This window comes from Labilibaculum sp. DW002 (assembly GCF_029029525.1).
GTDB classification, from domain to species: Bacteria; Bacteroidota; Bacteroidia; order Bacteroidales; family Marinifilaceae; genus Paralabilibaculum; species Paralabilibaculum antarcticum.
Map to the genome: position 1 here is coordinate 220,431 of NZ_JAKJSC010000005.1, position 24,885 is coordinate 245,315.

Consider the following 24,885-nt stretch of genomic DNA (forward strand, 5'->3'; position numbering starts at 1 on the left):
AATTAAACTTGTGTTATCGATTTGCGCAATTTACACATTTCTTACTTTCAGGCATAATCATTATTCTTCCTAAAGGAATTGTTTGGCCACATTTAATGCATTTGCCAAAATCATCTGAATCTATATTTTTCAAAGCATCTTTTAAAGCAATGTATTGACTTTCTTTTTTTCTTAAGGCAGCTTCATTTACACTTTTGTTATTGATTGCATCCATTCTGCTAACTCTGCCAATGGCACAATCTGGTGAAATAGGTTGCGTAAGATCTTTTAGCATTTCGATTTCTTTTTCCAATTTAGAAATTCGATCGATTATTTGGGTTTCTATTTCTGTCTTATTAAGTTTTTGCATTGTTTGCATTAATTATTTTTATCATCAAAATTAGAAGAATTAGGATAGAAACAAAATTAGTACTGCTAAGAGTCAATTATAAGTAAAGTTAGAGGCTATTTAGATTCATCCTAAAGTAATTTACACCCTTAATTTATACGCAAACGACTAGGCTGATAACTCACTTCTTTATACTTTTGAATAATAATTAATTGCTGCTTGAGTATTTTGGAAACGATTGCGTGTTAGGTTGTTTCAATAAATTATCAAGTCGTTATTTAGCATTTTTTTCATTCATTTATTTAAAAGAGAAATGAACAAGATAGTTGAAAAAGAACATTTTTCAGAGAAAATCGTAAAAATCGTTGTTGAAGCGCCTTTGATCGCAAAATCTCGCAAGCCGGGAAACTTTGTTATTTTACGTGTTGGTGAAAAAGGAGAACGTATTCCTTTGACCATTGCAGGAGCTAATGTAGAAAAAGGAACAATCGACCTGGTAGTACAAAAAATGGGTGTTTCTTCTACAAAAGTATGTGATCTTGAAGTTGGTGAATATATTACCGACTTAGTAGGACCACTTGGTAAGCCAACTGAAATTCACAATTTAGGTACTATACTTTGTTGTGGTGGTGGTGTAGGAAATGCACCTTTATTACCAATTGTTGAAGCTTATAAAAAAGCGGGAAACAAGGTAATTACCATTTTGGCTGCTCGTAATAAGGATTTAATCATTCTTGAAGATGAAATGCGCAAGCATTCAGACGAGTTGATTGTAATGACAGACGATGGTTCCTATGGTAAAAAAGGTTTAATAACTGAAGGAATGGAAGAGGTTATTAAAAGAGAGAAGATTGATGAGTGTGTGACTATTGGTCCTGCAATCATGATGAAATTCTGTTCTTTATTAACTAAGAAGTATGAAATACCTACTGTTGCTAGTTTGAATAGTATCATGGTAGACGGTACAGGAATGTGCGGTGCTTGTCGTGTTACTGTTGGAGGTAAAACCAAATTTACTTGTGTTGATGGTCCTGAATTCGATGCACATCAAATTGATTTTGAAGAGATGATGTCAAGACTTGGTGGTTATAAGCAGGAAGAAGTTGATAAGTATGATCAATTTCAGAAATAGAGAATTCAATCTAAGAATAGCAACACAAAAATACCAGGACAATGGAAAGGTCTGAAGAATATATTAAGAACGAAAGAAAACAAGACTGGAGAGTAGCCCTTCAGAAAAAAACAAAAGCTAAAGATCGTATGTCGATTGAGAGAGTTGAAATGTCAGAAATGGCTCCAGAAGAAAGAATTAAGTCGCAAAGACTTGAAGTGAATTCTGGCTTAACAAAAGAGCAAGCTATTTTAGAAGCAACACGTTGCATGGACTGTGTTAACCCAACTTGTATGGAAGGATGCCCTGTAAGCATTAACATTCCTAAGTTTATTAAGCATATTGAGTGTGGTGAAACTCTTGAAGCTGCCTCAGTATTGAAAGAAACATCTGCTTTGCCAGCTGTTTGTGGTCGTGTTTGTCCACAGGAATTGCAGTGTGAGCAAAAGTGTTTCTATGTTGAGAAATTAAACCAACCTGCTGTTGCAATTGGTTACCTTGAGCGTTTTGCTGCCGATTTCGAAAGAGAATCAGGGCACGTAGCTACTCCGGAAATGGTTGCTTCAAATGGTATTAAGGTTGCTGTAATTGGTTCAGGTCCTTCAGGATTATCATTTGCTGGCGATATGGCTAAATTAGGCTATGACGTTACAGTATTCGAGGCACTTCACGAAATTGGTGGTGTGTTGAAATATGGTATCCCTGAATTCCGTTTACCAAACGCAGTAGTTGATGTAGAAATTGAAAGTTTACGCCGTATGGGAGTGAAGTTTATCACGAACTATATTGTAGGTCAAACGGCTAGTCTTGATGATTTGAAAGCTGACGGATACAAAGCATTTTACGTAGGATCAGGAGCTGGTTTACCACGTTTCATGAATATTCCTGGTGAGAATGCAAATGGTATCTTATCATCTAACGAGTATTTAACTCGTGTAAACTTAATGGGTGCTGATAGCGAAGAATCTGATACTCCTGTATTAAGAGGTAAGAATGTTGTAGTTGTTGGTGGTGGTAACACGGCTATGGACTCAGTTCGTACTGCTAAACGTTTAGGTGCTGAGCGTGCAATGATCGTTTACCGTCGTTCGGAAGAAGAAATGCCAGCACGTGTTGAAGAGGTTCACCATGCTAAGCAAGAAGGTGTTGAATTTTTGACATTGACGAATCCAATTGAGTATATTGCTGACGAAAATGGTCGTGTAGCTCAAATGAAGGTTCAGAAGATGGAATTAGGTGAGCCGGACTCATCAGGACGAAGAAGACCAGTTCCAGTTGAAGGATCTGAGTATATTCTAGACTGTGAAGTTGTGGTAGTGGCTGTAGGTGTATCACCAAACCCATTAATCCCTAATTCGGTTGAAGGTCTTGATGTCTCTAAGTGGGGAACTATTGAGGTTGTAAAAGATAAGATGCAGTCATCTATTCCGGAAATGTTTGCTGGAGGTGATATTGTTCGTGGTGGTGCAACTGTAATTCTTGCAATGGGTGATGGTAGAAAAGCTGCTAAGAATATGGATATCTATTTGCAAGAGAAGTATTTGTCTAAAAAAGTAGAACTTTAAAATTAATAGCTATGAAAGAGTTCAAATCAATAAATGACATCCTTGATTTTGCCATTAACGAAGAAGCTATGGCGGCTGAATTTTATACTGCACTTGCAGCTAAAATGAAGCACAAGCAAATTAAAGAAACGTTTGAGCAATACGCAATTGAAGAATTAGGACACCGTGCTAAGCTTGAAGCTATCAAGAATGGTAAAGGGCAGGATTTTTCTGATGCAAAAGTTGCTGACATGAAAATTGCAGACTACTTAGTTGAAGTTGATGAGGATAAAACTAATATGACTTATCAGGAGGCATTAACCATTGCTATGAAAAAAGAAAAATCTGCTTTCAGGTTATATAGCGATTTGGCTGCTGCCACTACCGATGAAGTTGCGAAGAAGTTATTCTTAAACTTAGCTCAAGAAGAGGCTAAGCATAAGTTAAGATTCGAAGTAGAATACGACGAAAATATCTTAACAGAGAATTAAAAAAGAATAAATATATTTTTGGAAAGAGCCTTGTATTCACAAGGCTCTTTTTTTTGTGTTTGAAATTCTTTTGCATTGATTGTGAATATTTTGTAACTTTTAAAGTCAATCGCCTTTATAAAAAAATGAGGGTGTTATTATTTACAAATAGGGTCAACTAATAAAATTTAGAATGAGAATTTTTAGGACATTTGAAGAGATTATTGATTATGCAATTGGTAAGGAAATGGATGAAATTGAGTTTTATTCTGAGATTGCAAATCGGATGGAAAGGAAAAATGTAAAAAGGCTTTTTAGAAATATAGCCTTAGAAAAAACTGCAAGAATGCTTCGTTTGGAGAAAATTAAAGATGTAAAATCTGGATTAAATTGGGAGGAGATTGAAGATCTTAAAATTGAGAATAGTCTAGAGGAGGTAGATCATCGTAAAAATGATTTGTCTTATCAGGATGCATTGATTATTGCAATGAAAAAAGAGAAGATGAAATTTAAGTTTTATTCTGAAATGGCAGAAGGAGCTGAAAACAAAGAATGTAAGGAGACATTTCTTGCTTTGGCTAGTGCTGAGGCTCGTCATAAATTAAAATTTGAAATTGAATATGACGAACATGTTTTGGTTGAGAATTAAGAGGATGTTAAGATTTATTAAAATGAAGTAATAAAATCGAAATTTCAGGCTGAGATTTCGATTTTGCTTTTTTATGGTTCAATTGTTGTAGATATTTTGTTTTCCAAGCTGACTTTCGTATTTTTGTTAGCTATTCTAATTGAACTATAAATATTTGAAATACAGATAATTAATGAATTATTTTTTTCGAAGTATTCTTCTGATATGTCTTTTGTTTGAGACATTAAATTTTGCACATGCTCAGTCAACTACTATTGAGTTATCTAATAATAAGGTAGTTGTAGGTGGACAGACGTGTTTTTTACATCTGGTTAAAGAGAAGCAAACTTTGTTTTCCATTAGCCGGGCTTATGGTGTTGAGCTTTCTGTTATTCTACAAGTGAACCATAAAACAGAGGTAACAGTAAATGTTGGTGAGGTGTTAAGAATTCCGGTTGTTGATTCAAAAACAGCTGTTGCTCCTATGTTGGTTAAGAAGGAAGATGATCAATTCATCTATCATGTCATAAAGAAGAATGATACGTTCTTTTCTCTTTCTAAAAAATATGATCTCTCTATTGATGTTCTTAAAAAATCAAATCCAAACATTGGGGATGTATTAAGTTTAGGTTCTGTTTTTATGGTTCCCAAAGGAATTAAAAAAGAGAAAAAAGTTATCGTACAAACTCACCCTAAACACGATAAAAAATACTATTATCATGTTATTCAGAAAGGGGATACTGAATCAGCTATAGCACGAAAATTTTTCATGAAATTGAGGAAGTTTAGGAAGTTAAATCCTCAATTAAAAGGCAAAGCTCTTACGATTGGTAGTTGGGTTAGAATTCCGAGGTATCTTGTTCCACCAGAATATTTTGTTGAGAAACCAGTTGAGAAAGATACAATAGTTCAAGAAATTGAAGAGGATAAACTTATTGTTAATGAGGTGGTTGAAAGACCTTTGTCGCAACAGAAAATTCGAATTGCCTTATTTTTACCTTTGTATTTAGAAGCGAATGATACAATTAATGAAATTGTTACTTATAAGGATACATTAAGAATTGTAAATGAGCGTAACACTAGAACTGTATTTCCAAAGTCACATAATTTCATCCGTTTTTATCAAGGGATTCTTTTGGCAGTAGATTCATTGCAAAAAGAAGGTTTGTCGGTTGATTTACATGTGTTCGATACTGAGAGAAAACCTGAGAGAGTTCAACGCATCCTTTCTGGTATTCAATACACAGATTTAGATTTTATAATTGGCCCTGTTTATTCAAATACATTTTCACTTGTTGCTAGTTTTGCTCAAAAAAGAGGAATTCCTATTATTTCACCTCTTTCTCCGAAGAATTCGCTGTTAAAAACGAATCCATTTGTTATTCAGTTAAATACTTCCATAGAGTCTATTTGTGGTCGTATTTCTGATTATGTGGGCTCTGATCTCGAAATGAAAAATCTTATTGTGGTTCATCCAGATCGCTACCAGCATTTGAGTGAATATCAGTTGGTAAAAGATATCGAACGTCAGTTATTCGAGAAAGGTGAGTATTGGAAGAATGATGAGATGAGTTATCGAAAAATATCATTTGAAGAATACGGTCTTTTCGGGATTGAAAGAATTTTATCAGATACCTGCGAAAATGTTATTTTATTGCCTTCCACAAAGCAACCATACGTTGAAAATATTATTTCAAATTTAAATGTTTTAAGTCAAAGATTTGCTATTCGTTTAATGGGTTTTCCTGTTTGGAAACGATACAATAGTTTAGAGTCAGAGCTTTTTTACAATTTGAATTTGAGTATTTTAACGCCTTATCATATTGATTATAAGGAAGAGAAGATTGAAAACTTTGTAAGTAGTTTTAGGACTAAATTTAAATGTGAGCCAAATGATTTTAGTTTTAGAGGTTTTGATTTGTGTCGTTACTTTACGAAGGCAGTTAGTCAATACGGAAATCATTTTCCAGATCATTTAAGCGAGTTGCAAATTGATCTTTTGCAATCTCATTTTGATTTTAAGAGGGTAAACGCTTTTGGCGGATTAGAGAATCAAGGTGTTCATTTTGTGAACTACTCAAGAGATTTTAAAATCAGACATCATGTTCCTAACTTTGAAAGCAAGTAGAAGATTATCTGAAAAAAAATACTAAATTATTATTATAGTAAAAGGCCGAATCTTAGAGATTCAGCCTTTTTTTTATATCCGAAAATGGATAAATCATCCAAAAAGGGATGTAGATATAGATCGTTACGGAAAGGCTTATGCATGCTATGTTTTTCTCATAGCTTTGTATATGTATCCATTATCGGAGAAAATACGGGATTCGTAAAATTCCTGTAAGTCCCATAAAGAGAGAACTTAGCATTTGGTGGTATAGACTTTGTTTAATTTTTAAGGTTAGTTACCTAAAGTCCTATGTTATGAAAAAATATTTACTCTTGGGATACCTATGCGTATTCTCCACTATTTTATTTGCTCAATTAGATCCTCCTGTCTTAACTGCAAATGGCAGTGCTACCGTGGATGCTAGTTTTGTTATTACTTTTACGGAAGTTGCAGGTTGGGAGGCTGTAACATCTCCTGAGCCTATTGTCACTTATAATGGTGTAACTTTAACAAAAGATACTGACTACACTTTAAGTTACGATCCTAATGAACTTACATTAATTCCTTCAGGAGGTAACACAGCATTGCAAACATCGGCTACTGCTAATGTTACTATTGATGTAGATGGATATAATCAGGCTATAGTAGAACAGATAATTGGTCATGGAGTTCCTACAAAATTAGGTGTTGAAACTGAACCAGTAGCTGATATAGTGAATGGAAGCGCTTTTTCAACACAACCAGAAATTGAGGTTCAAGATCAATATGGAAATAGATGTACTAGTGATGGTCCGCGTGAGATTACTGTGGCAAAAGCAGATGGTGGCACTTGGACATTAGGAGGTACCTTAGTGCAAAATGCAGACACTGGATTACTTACTTATTCTGATTTATCAGCAACAAGTAATGTAGTCGTATCAACTGCGCAAATTAGTTTTTCTGCTGATGTAACTGCTGTGAACTCAGCAACATTTAATATTCCGCTAACAAGCCCACCTCCTCTAACTGCAGGAACAGATAATGATATCGATTCTGATATTGTTATATTATTTACAGATGATGGGAATTGGGCAGATTCAATTCAAACTTTATCTTATAGAGGTACCGTTTTAACTGTAACAACAGATTATGTTGTTGATAAAGGAGTGGGTACAATTAGTTTAAAACCAGGAGGAGGTAATTCAGTCTTACAAGCTGCTGGTGCTGGCAATGTGGAAATTACTGCTAATACTTATAGTGTAGCAACAGTGTCTCAAACTTTAACACACGGAGCAGCAAGCCAACTTTCTATAACAACTCAACCAACAGCGCCAACTTCAAATGGAGGTGCTTTGGCAACTCAACCAATACTTCAACTTAAAGATCAGTACAATAATAATTGCACTACAGATGGTACTAGCATAGTTACATTGAGCGAAACGGGTGATGGAACTTGGACCGTAGATGGAACAAATCCTACTGCATCTTCAGGTATAATTACCTTTACGGATCTTACTGCAAGCAGTAATGTTGAAGTTGCCAATGCTACACTTACTTTTGAAATTGCTTCTTTTACACTTGCTTCAGATGCTTTTACAATTCCAGTAAATCCTTCTCCAGCACTTACTGCAGCAACAGATCCTACTGTTGATGCTAATTTCAATATTAATTATGCGAACGATGCAACTTGGGAGACAAGTATTGCCTCTGTTAGCTATAATGGATCTTCGCTAGCTTTAGGTACTGATTATACAATTGATACAGGATCAAATTTTATTACTTTTATTCCTTCAGGAGGTAATAGTGAACTTCAAACTCCTCACGATGTAAGTACAAATAGTGAAATTTTGATCGTTGCCAATGGTTATGCCGATGCAACAATAAATCAGAACTTAATTCATGGTGCAGCAAGCCAACTTTCTATAACAACTCAACCAACAGCTCCAGGATCAAATGGAGGTGCTTTGGCAACGCAACCAATTCTTAATCTGCAAGATCAATATGGTAATCTTTGTACTACTGATGATGTTAGCACAGTTACATTGAGCGAAACAGGTGATGGAACTTGGACAGTAGATGGAACAAATCCTACTGCATCCTCAGGTATAATTACCTATACGGATCTTACTGCAAGCAGTAATGTTGAAGTTGCTAATGCTACACTTACTTTTGAAATTGCTTCTTTTACACTTGCTTCAGATGCTTTTACAATTCCAGTAAATCCTTTTCCAGCACTTACTGCAGCAACAGATCCTACTGTTGATGCTAATTTCAATATTAATTATGCGAACGATGTAACTTGGGAGACAAGTATTACCTCTGTTAGTTATAATGGAGCTTCACTAGTTTTAGGTACTGATTATACAATTGACACAGGATCTGATTTTATTACTTTTATTCCTTCAGGAGGTAATAGTGAACTTCAAACTCCTCACGATGGAAGTACAAATAGTGAGATTTTGATCGTTGCTAATGGTTATGCCGATGCAACAATAAATCAGAACTTAATTCATGGTGCCGCAAGTCAATTTTTAATTACTACTCAACCAACAGCTCCAGGATCAAATGGTGGTGTTTTAGTTACTCAACCAGTACTTCAACTTAAAGATCAGTACAATAATAATTGCACTACGGATGGAACAAGTACAGTTACATTAAGCGAAACTGGTGATGGAACCTGGACAGTAGATGGAACAAATCCTGCTGCATCTACTGGAGTCATTACTTTTACTGATTTAACAGCAACAAGTGATGTAAAGGTTGATAATGCAACAATCACCTTTGATTTGGGTTCTTTCTCTTTGGAATCAAATGCATTTATTATCGATGTTAATGCAGCTCCAACTTTAACAGCAGCATTAGGTGCAACTGTAGATGATCCATTTGAAATCTCATACAGTGATAATGTATATTGGGAATCAAATATCGATTCAATAAAATTTAACGGTAATATTGTGCCTTTAAGCGCTTATTCATTCAATTCTACTACTAATAAAATAACTTTTACTCCATCGGCGGATCCTTCCTTGCAAACAGCAATATCGGCTAATTTGGAAATTTTTGTTGCTACTTATGGTGTTGCAAGTGTAACGCAAGAAATAGGGCATGGCGCTGCAGCAAAAATAGCAATGCAAGTAGAACCTGTTGCTTCAGCAGTTAATGGAGATCCATTTACAACGCAACCGATCGTTGAGATTCAAGATCAGTATGATAATGTATGTACAACAAATAGTTCTGTTTCAATAACAGCAAGTGAGGATGATCCAGGAAGTTGGACTCTTGGTGGGGCAAAGGTCGGTACTGTTAGTTCCGGAGTTTTAGCTTATACAGATTTAACAGCAAGTAGCAACTCTGCCGTTACAAATGCATATATATCGTTTACTGCTACTGGACTAACAGGAGAGGGATCAGCTACCTTTAATTTAGGACAGAATTCTCCTCCTACAGATTTTGCTGCAGCGATGAGTGCAACTGTTGATGGAACGTTTATAATTACTTTCACAAATACAAATGATTGGCAGACAGAAATAACCAGTGTAACATATAATGGAAATGCTGTTGATGCAGCTGCTATTGACACGACTATTGATGGACAAATAACATTTGATCCTTCTTTGTCGACAGCATTACAAGTTGCAGGAACAAATGATTTTGTTTTTGTTGCTTCCGGATTTTCAAATTCAAGCTTAACTCAAGAAATTGGTCATGGTGTTCCGACAGCAATTAAAGTGAATGTAGAACCAACCGCACCAGCAAGTAATGGTGGTTTATTGGTACAGCAACCCGAAATCATAAGTCAGGATCAATACCAAAATACTTGTACAGGAGATAATGCTACGACAATATCTGTAGTTAAAGGCGATACTGGTGATTGGACACTTGGAGGTTCACCTAATCAAACACTTGCTAATGGAACATTTGTTTACACAGATTTATCTGCAACAAGTGATGCAGCCGTAAGTGGCGCTTTCTTAACTTTTTCATCTGGAAGTTTTTCCGATGTTAATTCTGCTAGTTTTGATATTCCAGTTAACGCTGTTCCTTCAATAACTGAGGCAACAAACGCAACTGTTGATAATGAATTCTCAATTAATTTTAATGATGATGCTACATGGCGTGGCAATATTACAGATATTCAGTATGATGGTAATTCATTACCAAGCTTGGCTTTTGAAGCTGGAAATGTTGGAAGAATTACCTTTAAGCCTGCAGAATCAGCTTTATTACAAGTGGCGGGTTCAGAGTTGATAACAATTATTTCTAGTGGCTATGCTAATGCTGAATTTACTCAAGAAATCGGACATGGTTCAGTTACTGATTTATTTATTTCGACTCAACCTGTTGGGCCCAATTCTAATGGAGGAAGTTTGGTAACACAACCAATTGTTCATTTGCATGATCAATATGATAATATTTGCACGACAGATAATACGACAAATATTTCTTCAGCAACTTCCGGTGGAACGTGGACTTTAGGAGGAACAGGTGATCTTACTTCTTCAGCTGGTATTTTTACTTTTACAGATTTAACGGCAAGTAGTAGTGCTGAATTAACGACTGCAACAATAACTTTTTCAGCATTTTCTTTAACGGATGTTATTTCTGCTGCTTTCACGATACCTTCTTTGGATGCTTCACCTACTTTGCTTGCCTCTTCAACAGCCACAGTTGATGCAAGTTTTGAAGTGACATTTAGTGCAAATGCTGATTGGCAATTGGCTATTGATTCCATTAGGTATGATTCTAATTTAATTGATCCTGCAGCTTATGATAATTCTCAGTCTGGAAAAATCATATTTGATCCTTCTTTAGATTCTGATTTGCAAGTAGCTGACACTAAAGATTTGGTAGTTTATGCTCAAGGATATGCTAATGCTAGTGTATCGCAAGAAATAAAGCATGGAGCTGCAAATACTTTAAATATCGTATTAGAGCCTAGTGCTCCTGCAGAAAATGGTGCTTTACTGGCTAATCAACCAGCTATTACCATTCGAGATCAATATGGGAATGATTGTACCAGTGAGAATACAATTGAGCTTACTGCTGCTAAAGGAGATACTAATGATTGGAATCTTGGAGGAACTTTGGTAAAGCAAGCTGTGAATGGTTCGGTTAGTTATTCAGATTTAACTGCTTCTAGTTCTGCTGCTGTTACAGGTGCTTTTATTGCATTTTCGGCAAATGGATTAACGACAGTTAATTCTACATCATTCGACATTCCTGATTTAACTGCTGCGCCTGTATTAACAGCTGCAACAGAAGCAAATGTTGATGAAGATTTTACAATTACTTTTACTGATAATGCTGCTTGGCGAGATCAGATTACAGAGATTAAATATGGAACAGAGGTTTTACCTGCTGCAGCTTATGATGCTACTGTTGCTGGAGAAATAACCTTTAAGCCTGCAGAGTCAATTATTTTGCAAGCTGTTGCTAATGAATATCTTTTTATCGTATCAACTTCATTTTTGAAAGATTCAGTGCAACAAGAAATATCGCATGGAGCTGCAAGTATGATTGTAATAACAACTCAACCTTTCGGACCACAAAATAATGGAGATGAATTTAGAACTCAACCGATCGTTAAGATTCAAGATCAGTATTTAAACGATTGTACTACTAATAATGAACAAGAAATTGAAGCTAATGCAACAGGAGGAAGCTGGATTATCGATGGGACTACTTCGATAATGGTAACTAACGGGATTGTTGAATTTACCGATCTTACTGCCAGAAGTACAGATCTGGTTTCAGACGCAACAATCACCTTTTCTGGCACAGGACTAACAAGCCAGGAGTCAGATTCGTTTTTAATTCCAGCACCTCTTTTTGCACCTTCATTAATATCTTCAACTTCTGCTACGGTAGATTCGTTGTTTGATGTAACTTTTTCAACAAATGCAGATTGGCAAGGTAATATCGATTCAATATCTTATGGAGGAACTCTTTTAAGTTCTGATGCATTTGATAAGACTCAATCTGGTAAAATTGTATTTGATCCATCAAAAGATGTTGAAATGCAAGTAGCTGCTACGAAAGAAATTCTGGTTTATTCTAGAGGGTTTCAGGATGCTACTGTTGACCAGGAAATAAAGCATGGTGTTCCAGATACTTTATTGGTAGAAACTCAGCCAGAAGCTCCATTGATTAATGGTGGTACGTTAGATTTACAGCCTAAAATTTCAGTTCGAGATCAATATGATAATGCTTGTTCGGATGAAAATGCATATGAAGTAACAGTTGTGAATGGTGATGGTCAAAATTGGACATTAGGTGGAGCCGTAACTCAGGCAGTTAATGGTGGTGTTATCAATTATAAGGATTTATCAGTATCAAGTGATCTTGCAATAACAGGAGCATTTTTAAGCTTCACAGGTGCTGGAATTACATTAGTTAGTTCTGATCCTTTTGATATTCCAGCATTGCAGAATCCTCCAAATTTATCAGCTCAATTTGATGCAACGGTAGATGCCGATTTTGAATTGGGATTTTTTGGTATAGATGATTCTTGGCCAACTAGTATCGAAATGATTACTTATGAAGGTGATACATTGCCTAGTTCAGCTTATGATGTAGAGTCTGATAAAATCGTATTCCATGTGTCGGAAGATACCTTATTGCAAAAAGCGGGTGTGTTTAATATTGCCGTTAAAGCTTTAGGATATAGTGATGCAACAGTAGAGCAAACGGTTGGACATGGTGTTGCAGCTACAATGAATATTACACAACAACCTCTTGCTCCACCAGCTAATGGTGATTTGTTAGCTCAACAGCCTATTCTAGAATTTTACGATCAATATTCTAACTTATGTGATAGTGATAATGAAAGAATTATTACTGTTTCGAGAAATGATGAAGGCGTTTGGGATTTAGCCGGTACGCTCGAAAAAACCGCTGTGGATGGTGTTGTTACTTTTGATGATTTATCCGCATTTTCAACAGGTCCGATAACTGGTGCTGAGATTTTATTTAGCTCTACTGATATAGACGGAGTTGTTGCGGATCCATTTGATATTCCTGATGTTTCATCTCCTCCAGTGTTGAATGCGGCAGTTGGAGCAACAGTAGATAATCCTTTTGTTATTTCGTTTACCGAAGATTCTGTTTGGCGAAATCGTATTAATGTAGTAATTGTTAATGATAGTGTTTTAGTTGCGGAGAGTTATGACTTCTCACAAGTTGGAGAGTTGAAGCTGATTCCTTCTGACTCAGAATTTTTGCAAAAGAATGGAAGCTTTGAAGTAATCGTGCAATCTAGAGGATTTTCTCATGATACTGTACAACAGGATATTCAGCATGGTGTAGCTGATAGTTTACTAATGTTGAAGCAGCCAACAGCTCCAGAAGTTAATGGAGATCTATTGGCACAACAACCTGAATTGAAATTGGCAGATCAGTATTTAAATGATTGTATTACAGATAATACAACCATGGTAAGCGTAGAAAAATATGACAACAAAGCATGGGAGCTGAGTGGAACTTTGGAAGTTTCGGCTGTTGAAGGTGCGGTTAATTTTACGGATCTTGTTGCAACCAGCGAAATAGCTATCGATTCAGCTTATCTTCAATTCTTATTTTCTGGAGATACCGTCGTTTCAAGTTTATTTACTTTGCCGGTTCCAATAATTGAATTGACTGCAGCTGCAGATGTTACGGTTGATAATGAATTTACAATTCAAGCTAGTGATAATGCAAGTTGGAGAGATTCAATATCAGCTATTAGTTTCGCAGGTGAAACTTTGGTAGATACTTCTTATTTAATTGAAGCTGGTAACATTACTTTCTATCCTTCTCTTGATTCAATATTGCAAATTGCAAGAACAGATACGATTGTAATCGTAGCGAATGGATATGCTAATGCAATGGTTGAACAGATTATTGAACATGGTGTAGCAACAGAAATGGTATTTGTTGATCAGCCTATTGGGCCGGAAAATAACGGAGATACACTTGCACAACAACCAAAATTACAGTTGCTTGATCAATACAAAAACAATTGTGATAATGATAATGCAACACAAGTGTTGACAGCAAAGTATTCTGATGGTAGTGATACGGATGTCGTTGACTTATGGGATTTAGGTGGTGTTAAAACAATTACTGCTATTGAAGGTCTTGTGAAATATTTGGACTTAACTGCTACAAGTGAAAATAGAGTAGAAGGGGCAAGATTACTTTTTACTTCTGATGCTCTTCCAAATGTTGTATCTGATAGTTTTGATATTGTTATTCCACCACCACCAGTAATTGTGGGGAATCCAAATGCCAATGTAGATGAAAGTTTCTTTGTAGAATTTACTGATAATAAAACGTGGAGATCTTTAATTGATGATATACGTTATGGAATTCGAAGTTTAGAAGGAAGGTATGATATTTCGGTACCAGGTAGGATTACTTTTGATCCAACGGTAACATCAATTCTTCAAAAATCTGGAGTTGATTCGATATATATTTATTCTCAAAATTACGATACCGTTCGATTTGAGCAAGTATTGCATCATGGAAAATCGAAGTATCTTGTAATTCTGAAGGAACCATCAGCGCCATTAACTAATGGAGATGCCTTTTTAAGACAGCCACAGCTGCAGTTACAAGATCAGTATAGAAACTATTGCGAAACAGATAACGAAACGCCAATAGCGGTTAAAAAAGGTGATGATGGTGATTGGACACTTTCTGGTACATTCACACAGATTGCAGTAGAAGGACTAGTTAGCTATACTGATTTGTCAGCAACAAGTACTATGGAAGTTGAGGGGGCACGTCTCGAATTTGAAGGGACTGGTATTATACCAAAACTTTCTCAGTCATTTACAATTCCAGAGCCACAAGTAAATAGAGCTGGAGAAGCGAATGCTAATCCCGAACTGGTTTGTTATGGCGAAAATTCGAGCATAACACTCGTTGGGTTCGATGGAACAATTCAGTGGCAGAAGTACAATGAATTAGATGATGTATTTGTTGATGTAGATGGTGAAACTTCGGAAATCTTCGTTACAGATGAAGTTGTTGAAAATGCAATATATCGTGCTATGGTTAGCAAAGAAGGATTTACTACTCAGTATTCCAATGCTGTAACAGTGAGTCCAATAGAAGCTCCAATCGCTGATTTTACATTCGAAATGGAATACAATCAAGTTGAATTCACAAATTTAAGTGTTAATGCAACTTCGATCGTTTGGGAGTTTGGTGATGGTATGATAAGTAGTGATTTTGAGCCAAGCCATTCATTTGTTTTGGATAATTCAGAAGGAACGGGTTATATTGTTACGCTTACAGCTTCCAACGAGGCTTGTCCTGATAGTGAAAAACAGCAACAAATCTTTATCACAACAGGCATAAATGAATTGCTTGCTCAAGAAAGTATTGCCGTTTATCCAAATCCAAGTAGAGGAGAGTTTTTTGTAGAGCTTTCTAATTCAGATAAAGATGGGGTGTTGAGAATATTTGATCAGTCAGGTAAAGTGGTTGCGACGCGTAAATTAGAGCCGTCACTTAATAAAAACCGAATACCATTTGACCTGTCGAATTTAAATGCTGGAATTTATTTCCTTACCATTCGATATACCGATAAGGTAGTACGAACGAAACTGGTTATTCAATAAGAGACTCTCGCTGTAAAAATGATATTGTAATTAGAGTGCATGAATAGCAATTTTGCTGCAGGACAATTTGTCCTCACGGCAAGCTTGCTATTTTTTTATAGTCTTTTTTCAAAGAAATAATAACACCAGGTGTGATTATTAGAAAAGTAAATATTCTAATGTTTAATAGAATATTTTAATAAATTTGTTAAGACTAATTAATGTTGATTTATATAAGTCAACAGGAACCTACTAATCCAAAAAAGATCACACATGAAGAAAACTTTTTTACTATTGATTTTTGCGTTTGTTATTCTAGAAGGTTTTTCTCAAGCAGAAAACTCTAATTCAACGAATGCAAAAAGCCTAGAAGATGTTCTTAAAAAAACATTAGGTAATCTTATTATTCAAACAATACCATCCGCTGTGAATATTGAAATACCTCAAATGGGTATTAAAGGGAATAAAACTCAAGATTCTTTAATTTTAGAAGAGATTCATACAGGTAAGTATGATCTTATTTTTAGATTTAAAAAGAAGAAATTTAAATGTTCAGTTGAGGTTTTGGATCAGAAGACGATTCATGTTTTAGTTGATGTTAAAAAGAAGAAATTTAGTGCTAAAGAAATAAACTATAAACCACACTTGCCAGATCCAGTGCCAATTGATCCAAATGAGGTCTTTGTTATTGTTGATGATATGCCTGAATTTCCGGGTGGACAAACTGAGTTGCAAAAATGGATTGCAATGAATGTAAACTACCCATTAAAGGCAATACAGAATGGAATTACAGGACGGGTTTTTACTAGTTGTGTCATAAATCAAGAGGGAAAGGTTGAAAATGTAAAAGTAATAAGATCAGTAAATCCTGATCTTGATGCTGAAGCGGTAAGAGTTATTACTAGCATGCCAACTTGGAAACCAGGAAGGCAAAATGGTCAATTAGCTAAAGTATCCTACACATTTCCAATTAATTTTCAATTGTCGGATCCTACTCCAGTTAAGAAAGATACAAGTGAGGTATTTGTTATTGTTGATGAAATGCCCGAATTTCCAGGAGGTTCGAATGAATGCCAAAAATGGATTGCAATGAATGTAGAGTATCCAGAAAGAGCAATGCTAAATGGAGTGATGGGAAAGGTATATATTAGTTTTGTGATTAATAAGGATGGCATGGTTGAAAGCGTGAAAGTTATTCGATCTGTAGATCCAGATCTTGATAGCGCAGCAGTGAAAGTTATTAGTAATATGCCGATTTGGAAGCCCGGACGGCATGGAGGAGAATTGGCTAAGGTTTCTTTTACATTTCCAATCAGTTTTTATATGGAATGATAGGTATTTAAAATGAATTTTTAAATATAAAAAAAAGGCTTTCCATCGGAAAGCCTTTTCTATTTTATAATGATTTCGCTTATTCGAATTCTGCCATTGTTTTCTTAATGATCTCAATCGCTTCGCGAAGTTGAGTTTCATTGATTGTCAATGGAGGAGCAAAACGAATGATATGTCCATGAGTTGGCTTAGCTAACATACCATTGTCGCGAAGACGCATACACACATCCCAAGCTGTTTTACCACCTTTAGGCTTAATAACAATTGCATTAAGAAGACCTTTACCACGTACCAGCTCAATCATGTCAGACTTAACAGCTGATAATTCTTCACGGAAAATCTGTCCCATTGCCTCAGCATTCTCAGCCAGTTTTTCGTCTTTTACAACTTCAAGAGCTGCCATTGCAACCTCACAAGCAATTGGGTTACCACCAAAAGTAGAACCGTGCTCACCTGGCTTAATAACAAGCATGATATCGTCATCTGCAAGTACTGCAGATACAGGTACAACACCACCTGAAATTGCTTTTCCAAGAATCAATACGTCCGGACGAACACCTTCGTGATCAACAGCTAATAACTTACCTGTACGAGCAATCCCCGTTTGAACCTCATCAGCTACGAACAATACGTTATTCTCTTTACATAGCGCTGAAGCTTTCTTTAAAAATCCATTCTCCGGTACATAAACACCAGCCTCACCCTGAATAGGCTCAACTAAGAATGCACATACGTTAGGATCTTTCAACTCTTTAGCCAATGCATCAACATCGTTGTAAGGAATAGAAACAAAACCTGGTGTGAATGGACCAAATCCTTTATATGAATCCGGATCGTTAGACATAGAAACAATTGTAACCGTACGTCCGTGGAAGTTACCATCACATACAATTATCTTAGCCTCATTCTCAGGAATACCTTTTACATCGTACCCCCAACGACGAACAAGCTTAATAGCTGTTTCATCAGCTTCAGCCCCCGTGTTCATTGGTAATACTTTATCATATCCGAAATACTTAGTTACGTATTCCTCATATTTTCCTAAGTTGTTACTATAGAATGCACGAGAAGTTAGAGTTAACTTTTGTGCTTGCTCCATCATAGCTCCAATAATTTTTGGATGACAGTGCCCTTGATTAACAGCTGAATACGCTGAAAGGAAATCGTAGTATTTTTTTCCATCAGTATCCCAAACATGTACGCCTTCTCCTCTTTCTAATACTACTGGAAGTGGATGGTAGTTGTGAGCTCCAAATTGTGACTCTTTTTCCATGTAGTCTTTAGCAGTCATGGAAATTGTTGTATTAGACATAATTGTGAAATTTAAAAGATTTGTATTTTAGGATTAAACTCTTAAAATCCGATACGCCAAATTTGCAATTATTTTTTTATCTACCAACACTTTTGAAAGATTTTTTTATTTGTAATGTTAAAAAAATAAAAAAGCCCTATGTTATCATAAGGCTCTATATTAAATAAGGTGTTTTTTTATGATTATAAATAATTGTTCTGTTTTCAATGGAATCACCTGCTCTCCTTTAGGGAAGGTATTTAGCCATGCATTCAAGTAAATCACTTTTCTTGATGGGTTTCGCTAAATGATCTGAACAGCCAGCTGCTAATGAGTTTTCTTTATCCCCATTTAAGGCGTAAGCAGTTTGGGCGATGATCGTTAAGTTTGGTCTTTTCTCTTTAATGGCCTTGGTGGCTTCAAGTCCGTTTATTTGAGGCATATTGATGTCCATTAAAACAATGGATATTTCAGGGTTTTGCAAGCATGAATTAATAGCTTCTTGTCCATTTTTAACCCATAAAATATTGATGTTTGTTTTTTGAAGGTATGCTTCAAGTATCTTAAAATTAGTAATTTGATCTTCCGCAATTATAACGGTGTAATTTTCCCAATGATAAGTTGTTGTTGTTTCTTCATTCTCAAATTGATTTTCAGAAGTGAGTATGTTAGGGATGCTAAAGCTAACTGTTGTTCCGATGTCTTTTTCAGAACTAAACCATATTTTACCACCCAATAGTTCAATTTCTAACCTTGAAATATACATGCCAAGACCTGTGCCTCCATAATATTTCTGACCAGATTCATCTACTTGACGAAAGCGTTTGAATACTCGACTTTCATATTTCGAAGGAATCCCAATTCCGGTATCGGTAATTGAAAAGTGTATCGTGTCCTTGACAATTTCGTACGAGCAGTTTATGCTTCCTGTCTCTGTGAATTTTATTGAATTGTGAATCAGATTCTTAAAAATATTTCTGATTTTTATTTGATCGGAATTGATTAGATCATTTGGAGCTTCTAGGGCAAAAGAAAAGTTGAGTTCTAGATTTTCTTTTCCTTGTTCTTTAAGCATATCCAATGAATATTCTTTTATCTCTAAAAGCATTTCGTTCAGACGAATCTTTCTTTTGTTAGGCTTTGATACTCTACTTTCTAGCATCGAAACTTTAAGAAGATCTTCAATGATTCTTAATAATTGTAAGCCAGAGGTTTTTATTGAGTTTGCAAATTTTCCAACAGAAGGATCATTTTGTGTATTTTCTAAGAGATCTGAGAATCCAATAATTGAATTTAAAGGTGTGCGCAGTTCATGACTCATGTTTTCAAGGAATGCATTTTTAAGATTTTCAGCTTCCAATGCTTTATTCCAAGCCTTTGCAATTTCAAATTCTTTAACTTTTGTGTCTGTAATGTCTTGGAAAAGAACTTCTTCTATTAAGCCCTCATTTTTATTGTCATACACCTCGCCAGTTATTTTTCCCAATCTCAATTCGCCATTTTTAAAAAATCGAAATTCAATATCCATTGCTTGTTGGTGCATTTGTTGCAATGAAACCAAAAAGAATTCTAAGTCCTCCGGGTGAATGTGCTTTACAATATCTTGTCGAGTAGGAGTGAGGCTTTGATCGCAATAACCAAGTATAGAGTAGGTTATGTTAGACCACCACATATTATTGGTGTTGTAATTGTAAATCCAATAGCCAATACCTGCAAGACGATGAATTTTATCAAGTTGTCTTAATTGAAGAGCTGTGTCGATTTTCATAAAAGAGTCAGGGTTAGTGTGTATGTTAAGTAGTAGTAGTTTTATGGGTTTAAAACAGTAGGTTTTGTCATTTGTTAAATAATAATTTATGTTTGATTAAAGCTTAGCTTTAACAATAATTGTTTCTGAAATAATAAAGAATATACAAAGAATTACAAAAAGTTTCCAGTATTGTTCTCCATTACTTTGTTCGTTATACAGCTCAGATAGTTTCATTTTATTCGGAAAACTTATTGAAATTTTGTTTAAATGATCTTCAATTAAATCATTTATTTCATTTTCACTGTAGTATTCGGGAACTGATTCTAGTCTTGAATAGTTATAGGAACAAGAGTTAAGAATGGAATCATTAAGACTTATTAAATAGTTTTCCGCTATTGTAATCTGTTCTTTTGGAAATAACACAATTCCTTTTTCAAAGTGCTTAGCTTGTTCTGGTATAAAATCAATTTTTAAATCATTATTAACAATGTGTAACTGATCTTTATTCTTTTGGTTTGACTTAATTTTAATAGCCTTAGGATAACCAATTTGATGGTAAAGAGATGCAGATTTACCTGAGTTTCTTGTTAGGTTTATTAGTGTTGGAATAATAATAGGATGAGTAATTAGATTAGTCCACTTAGGATTTAGCTGAGTTGTGAAAAGATATAATTGCCCATTTCCGTAAGGAATCTTTGTAAGTATGGGAGCATTACCTTTTGTCTGTAATAATTTCTCACCGAATTGATTCTTAGAGCTTCCTAATTTGTAATGCTTGAAAATATCTGGTAGCCTTGCATTATTCTTTAATTTTTCGAATACATTTTTGTAAATCTCAGAATTGAGCTCAATTTTTGCTAGTTTTTGCGCACTCGTATCAGTTTCTTTTAGAATTGGTGCTTCAATATCTTTTAAGAACAGGTTAACACTTTCGTCTATCTTTTCATTGGGAATTAAAAGTATTCGACCACCATTTTCTATGTATTTTGTAAGCACATGTCTAAAACCACTTTCCATTTTATCGATTTCATTCAAAATGATAAGTTGGTATGCATCAGTGTTCTCATTATATAAGTAGGCCTTACTTTTATTTGTTAGCTTAAAGGTTTCACTTCCAGTAAAAAGCTTATTCAAATATTTGTTGGGACCATCTTGATTTATTGAAAGAATATTGTTTTCCTTATTAATGTAATAGGAGAAAAATAAACTGTTGTCATAGGATATTGGATAATCATCTAACTCAATTTTTCCGTTGTGAATACCTACTTCGCGATTGTAATACTTCAATTTTAAGATTTTGCTTGAGTTTTTCTTTATGTCGAAGCTTATTTCTGATTTAGTAGCCTTGTTGATACTCAGTTTGATTGGGATTTTAGCGAAATCAGTATTTGAAACGTTTTTAATGCTAACAAATAACTCTTCTGCTTGGTTTAATTGATGAAAAGGCTTTTCGAACCAACATGAATCAACTACAAGATTACTGGTTCTTTGTATGGAAAGAGGTAGTAGTGTGATTCTTGCACTAGAATCAATTTTAATATCTTTAAAATCACTTTGATTTTTTTGAAAATCAGAAAAGATATAAACACGAACATTTTCTTCTTTTTTATCAATGTTTATTGTTCTTAGTTTATCGGAGAGTTTGGCGATAACAGGAGAGGGACTTATCTCTTGTATTTTTGTGATTGCTTGCTCTTTGTTTAGCGAAGGGGAACTAATGCTTAATTGGTTGCTGTAAATTCTTATTTTAGAATGTTTCGGAAAACTATTGATTAGTTGAAAAGCCTTATTTTTAGCAACATCTAAAGCTATCCCTTGTTCTGTTTCAGCATTCATACTAAAAGAATTATCAATGTAAATGCTAAAGCTTTCAGATTGAGATGATTTTTTATTAATCTCTGTGCTTATATAGGGTTGTGCGAAAGCAATAATGATACATGCCAAGGCCAGAAGACGTAGTAGTAAAATGATCCATTTCTTTAAATTCGAACGTTTTTTATTTTCGGTGCTTAAGTTTGAAAGAAACTTAAGGTTGCTGAAAAAGATCTTTTTGTATCTCTTAAAGTTAAAAAGATGTATAATGATTGGAAGCAGTAGAGCTGTTAGTGCCCATAAAACCTCAGGATGTAAAAATTGGAACATGAATTTATTTTATTTAGATCGATTCGCAAAATAGATAAAAAGGCAATCGCATAATAAGCATTTCTTAAAATTTAACGCTCAATTTAAGGTTGAGCTTTCGCCCTGTAAGGTAATTAGGAATTGCATATTGATTGCCAGAGACGTCTTTCATCCACAGATATGAAACAGTATTGTTTATATCGAGAACATTAAAGACTTCTAAGCTGATTCGCATTGTTTTAACATGCTTGAATAGGCTATTTATTGATTTGTGATTTTCATCAATTAATGTCTTTGAAAATCCTAAATCGATTCTTCTGTAATTAGGCATTCGAAAGTTTGAGCCATTCTTGCCATTTTTAGGACTCCAAACGGGTAATTTTCCACCATAGAATAGACTTAAATGCATTCTGTAAGATGGGTTGCTAGGCAAGTAATCCTGAAAAAACATCGAGAAATTAACCCGTTCATCTGTTGGTCTAGGAATAAAACCCATTGCATCACCAACAATATTTTCTTCTGTTTTCATGACAGATAAGCTCGCCCAAGATTCTGTTCCAGGAATAAACTCCCCATTTATTCTTAAATCGATTCCAGTGGCATATCCTGTAGCCTTTTGATCTCCATAATAGCGAATCCTTACATTTTCAATATCATAAGGAGTAATTGCCTTAAGATCTTTGTAGTACAATTCACTTGAGAATTTAAACGGACGATTCCATGCTGTAAAGTAATATTCTTGTCCGAGAACGTAATGGATGGATTTTTGCAATTTTAAATGATTACTAATTTGTCCATTAATGGTAAGCATTTGCCTGTACGAAGGTGTTTGCTGATAGTAGCCAGCAGCGAATCTAAACTTCACTTTCCGTTCCCAATTTGGGATGTAATTTACCGATGCGCGTGGAGATAGAAAACTCTCCTTATTGTAATTCCAATAATGGTGTCTTAAACCACCTGTAAATTGAAATTCTCCTTTTTCATTTTCAAAAACATAAGTTGCTTGAGCAAATGAGTTGATATGATTGCTGCTTACTTTATTATTTGCATTTCGAGAGTAGGCAAGTTGCACATTTGTATCAGAAATTGGAACTGAATAGCCTGCAGAATCTTGATATTGCCACTCGTTGATCTGATCATCGATTTCTTCTTGTTTTACACCTAATCCCCATTGTAAGAATAGATTATTTATGCTATGATCTGCCTTTACATCAAGGGTATAAACCTCTTTTGAGAGTTTGTTTCTTGCATGATCGATAAAGGTGCCTATTCCTAGATTTTCGACACTTTCGGAATTACTGCCACCTTGGGACACGAACAAATCACTTAAATAGTATTGCCCCATTATATCAAAGTTTTCTTGCTCAAGGGTTTCGTATCTGCTGGCTATAATTCGGTAAAGTGAATTGCTATTGGGATGATATTTTACAGTTAAAGCTTGAATGTTTGTTTCGTATTTGTCTTTTTCTTCACCTTCAAAATAGATTTTGAGTTGTAGCGCTTTATTAATGGTTCCAAAAGAAGTGTTGCGTGTTTCGGGCTTAAAATTGTAATTGTTTTCACTAAAACTAGTCCATAAATGCATACTAAGCGATGATGAGAATCGGTAGTTTATCAAAGCTTGAAAATCGGTGTAATTGGGTTTGTATTCTCCTTTGCTATCTAGCGAGTTGAGCAGATACTCGTTTGTTTTGTAGCGAATACCTGCCAAATAAGAGAGTTTATTATTTAAATGACTATTGGCTATGTGTGCCGAACTACCTAATAAACTGGCTTCCGCAGATGCTTCAAAATGTTGAGGTGTTTTGTATTTTACATCAAGTACAGAGGATAGTTTGTCTCCATATTTTGCATCAAATCCTCCAGATGAAAATTGTACCGATGAAACCAAGTTAGGATTGATGATGCTTAACCCTTCTTGTTGTCCCGATCGCACTAAATTTGGTCGGTAAATTTCTACATCATTAATGTAAACAAGGTTTTCGTCGAAATTACCTCCACGCACAGAGTATTGAGAGCTTAACTCGTTGTTTGAACTAACACCGGGTAAGGTTTTAATAATTTGCTCAACGGCACCATTTCCACTTACAGGAACTTGTTCTAGATGAATTGTGTTTATTTCTGTAGTCTGTTTTCTAATATCTTGGTTCGATTCAACCCTTACTTCTTGTAATTGTTCTTTCTTGTAGCTTAAAATTGGATTAAACTCTTTTATTTCTTTATTTGTAAGATTGATTTCATGCGTGACTGTCACATAGCTTACATGGCTAAATGTAATGGTTGCATTTTGGTTTGCTGTGAGTTCAATTGTGTAATTACCATTTACATCACTAGTTGTTACGCGTTTTTGGTTTTTAATTTGAATATATGCCCCAAGAATTGGTTCTTTTTTTGAATTGGTAATTTTTCCTTTTAAGATGGCATTTTGTTGTGCTGAAACTTGTATTGGGAGTAAAAAGAAAAATAGAATTAAAGGGCGTAAAATAGATTGAATCATAATGAATCTAGTCTGTTAAAAGGGCGCAAATAAAGTTAAATAAAATACCAAAACACCAAGATACAAAGCAAATCTAAATAAAGGAACTCTTTTCATAAAATATAAAAAATCAATATTCTTATTGTTTTCGACATCAGTAG

At 35.0% G+C, this 24,885-nt stretch carries 12 protein-coding genes; 7 read left to right on the forward strand and 5 right to left on the reverse strand.

All coding sequences use genetic code 11. The features are described from left to right. Positions 1–13 precede the first annotated feature (13 nt). The gene (locus tag L3049_RS17345; RefSeq protein ID WP_275111088.1) at positions 14–349 is read right to left on the reverse strand and encodes a TraR/DksA family transcriptional regulator; all 336 of its coding nucleotides are present in this window, start codon (positions 347–349) and stop codon (positions 14–16) included. Positions 350–641: 292 nt separating this feature from the next. Here L3049_RS17345 and L3049_RS17350 point away from each other — a divergent pair, with 292 nt between their 5' ends. From L3049_RS17350 to L3049_RS17380, 7 genes are all read left to right on the forward strand, one after another. Then, positions 642–1,460 (forward strand): sulfide/dihydroorotate dehydrogenase-like FAD/NAD-binding protein, encoded by an 819-nt coding sequence (locus L3049_RS17350; RefSeq protein WP_275111089.1) that lies wholly within the window; start codon positions 642–644, stop codon positions 1,458–1,460. A gap of 41 nt (positions 1,461–1,501) precedes the next feature. Continuing rightward, positions 1,502–3,004, forward strand: a complete 1,503-nt coding sequence (gene gltA, locus L3049_RS17355; RefSeq protein ID WP_275111090.1) for an NADPH-dependent glutamate synthase — start codon at positions 1,502–1,504, stop codon at positions 3,002–3,004. Between the two features lie 11 nt (positions 3,005–3,015). Then, a complete protein-coding gene (locus L3049_RS17360; RefSeq protein ID WP_275111091.1) occupies positions 3,016–3,474 on the forward strand; it encodes a ferritin family protein in 459 nt (152 codons plus the stop codon). Between the two features lie 172 nt (positions 3,475–3,646). Continuing rightward, positions 3,647–4,102: a ferritin family protein gene (locus L3049_RS17365; protein WP_275111092.1), complete on the forward strand. Its 456-nt coding sequence runs from the start codon at positions 3,647–3,649 to the stop codon at positions 4,100–4,102. Between the two features lie 172 nt (positions 4,103–4,274). Next, entirely contained in the window at positions 4,275–6,209 is a 1,935-nt protein-coding gene (locus L3049_RS17370) for a PBP1 and LysM peptidoglycan-binding domain-containing protein (RefSeq protein ID WP_275111093.1), read from the forward strand. A gap of 296 nt (positions 6,210–6,505) precedes the next feature. Beyond that, on the forward strand, positions 6,506–15,775 hold the full coding sequence (locus tag L3049_RS17375; protein ID WP_275111094.1) for a T9SS type A sorting domain-containing protein: 9,270 nt from the start codon (positions 6,506–6,508) through the stop codon (positions 15,773–15,775). Positions 15,776–16,027: 252 nt separating this feature from the next. Further along, positions 16,028–17,086 carry an energy transducer TonB gene (locus L3049_RS17380; RefSeq protein ID WP_275111095.1) on the forward strand — a complete coding sequence of 353 codons (1,059 nt, stop codon included), beginning with the start codon at positions 16,028–16,030 and terminating at the stop codon, positions 17,084–17,086. A 79-nt stretch (positions 17,087–17,165) separates the two neighbouring features. Here L3049_RS17380 and rocD read toward each other — a convergent pair whose 3' ends face one another. The 4 genes from rocD to L3049_RS17400 form a co-directional block, all read right to left on the reverse strand. Next, a complete protein-coding gene (gene rocD, locus L3049_RS17385; protein ID WP_275111096.1) occupies positions 17,166–18,398 on the reverse strand; it encodes an ornithine--oxo-acid transaminase in 1,233 nt (410 codons plus the stop codon). A 226-nt stretch (positions 18,399–18,624) separates the two neighbouring features. Beyond that, positions 18,625–20,145, reverse strand: coding sequence for an ATP-binding response regulator (locus L3049_RS17390; RefSeq protein ID WP_275111097.1), 1,521 nt, complete (start codon positions 20,143–20,145; stop codon positions 18,625–18,627). Between the two features lie 96 nt (positions 20,146–20,241). Continuing rightward, positions 20,242–22,269 (reverse strand): BatA domain-containing protein, encoded by a 2,028-nt coding sequence (locus L3049_RS17395; protein WP_275111098.1) that lies wholly within the window; start codon positions 22,267–22,269, stop codon positions 20,242–20,244. Between the two features lie 64 nt (positions 22,270–22,333). Continuing rightward, positions 22,334–24,745 carry a TonB-dependent receptor gene (locus tag L3049_RS17400; RefSeq protein ID WP_275111099.1) on the reverse strand — a complete coding sequence of 804 codons (2,412 nt, stop codon included), beginning with the start codon at positions 24,743–24,745 and terminating at the stop codon, positions 22,334–22,336. Between the last annotated feature and the right edge of the window lie 140 nt (positions 24,746–24,885).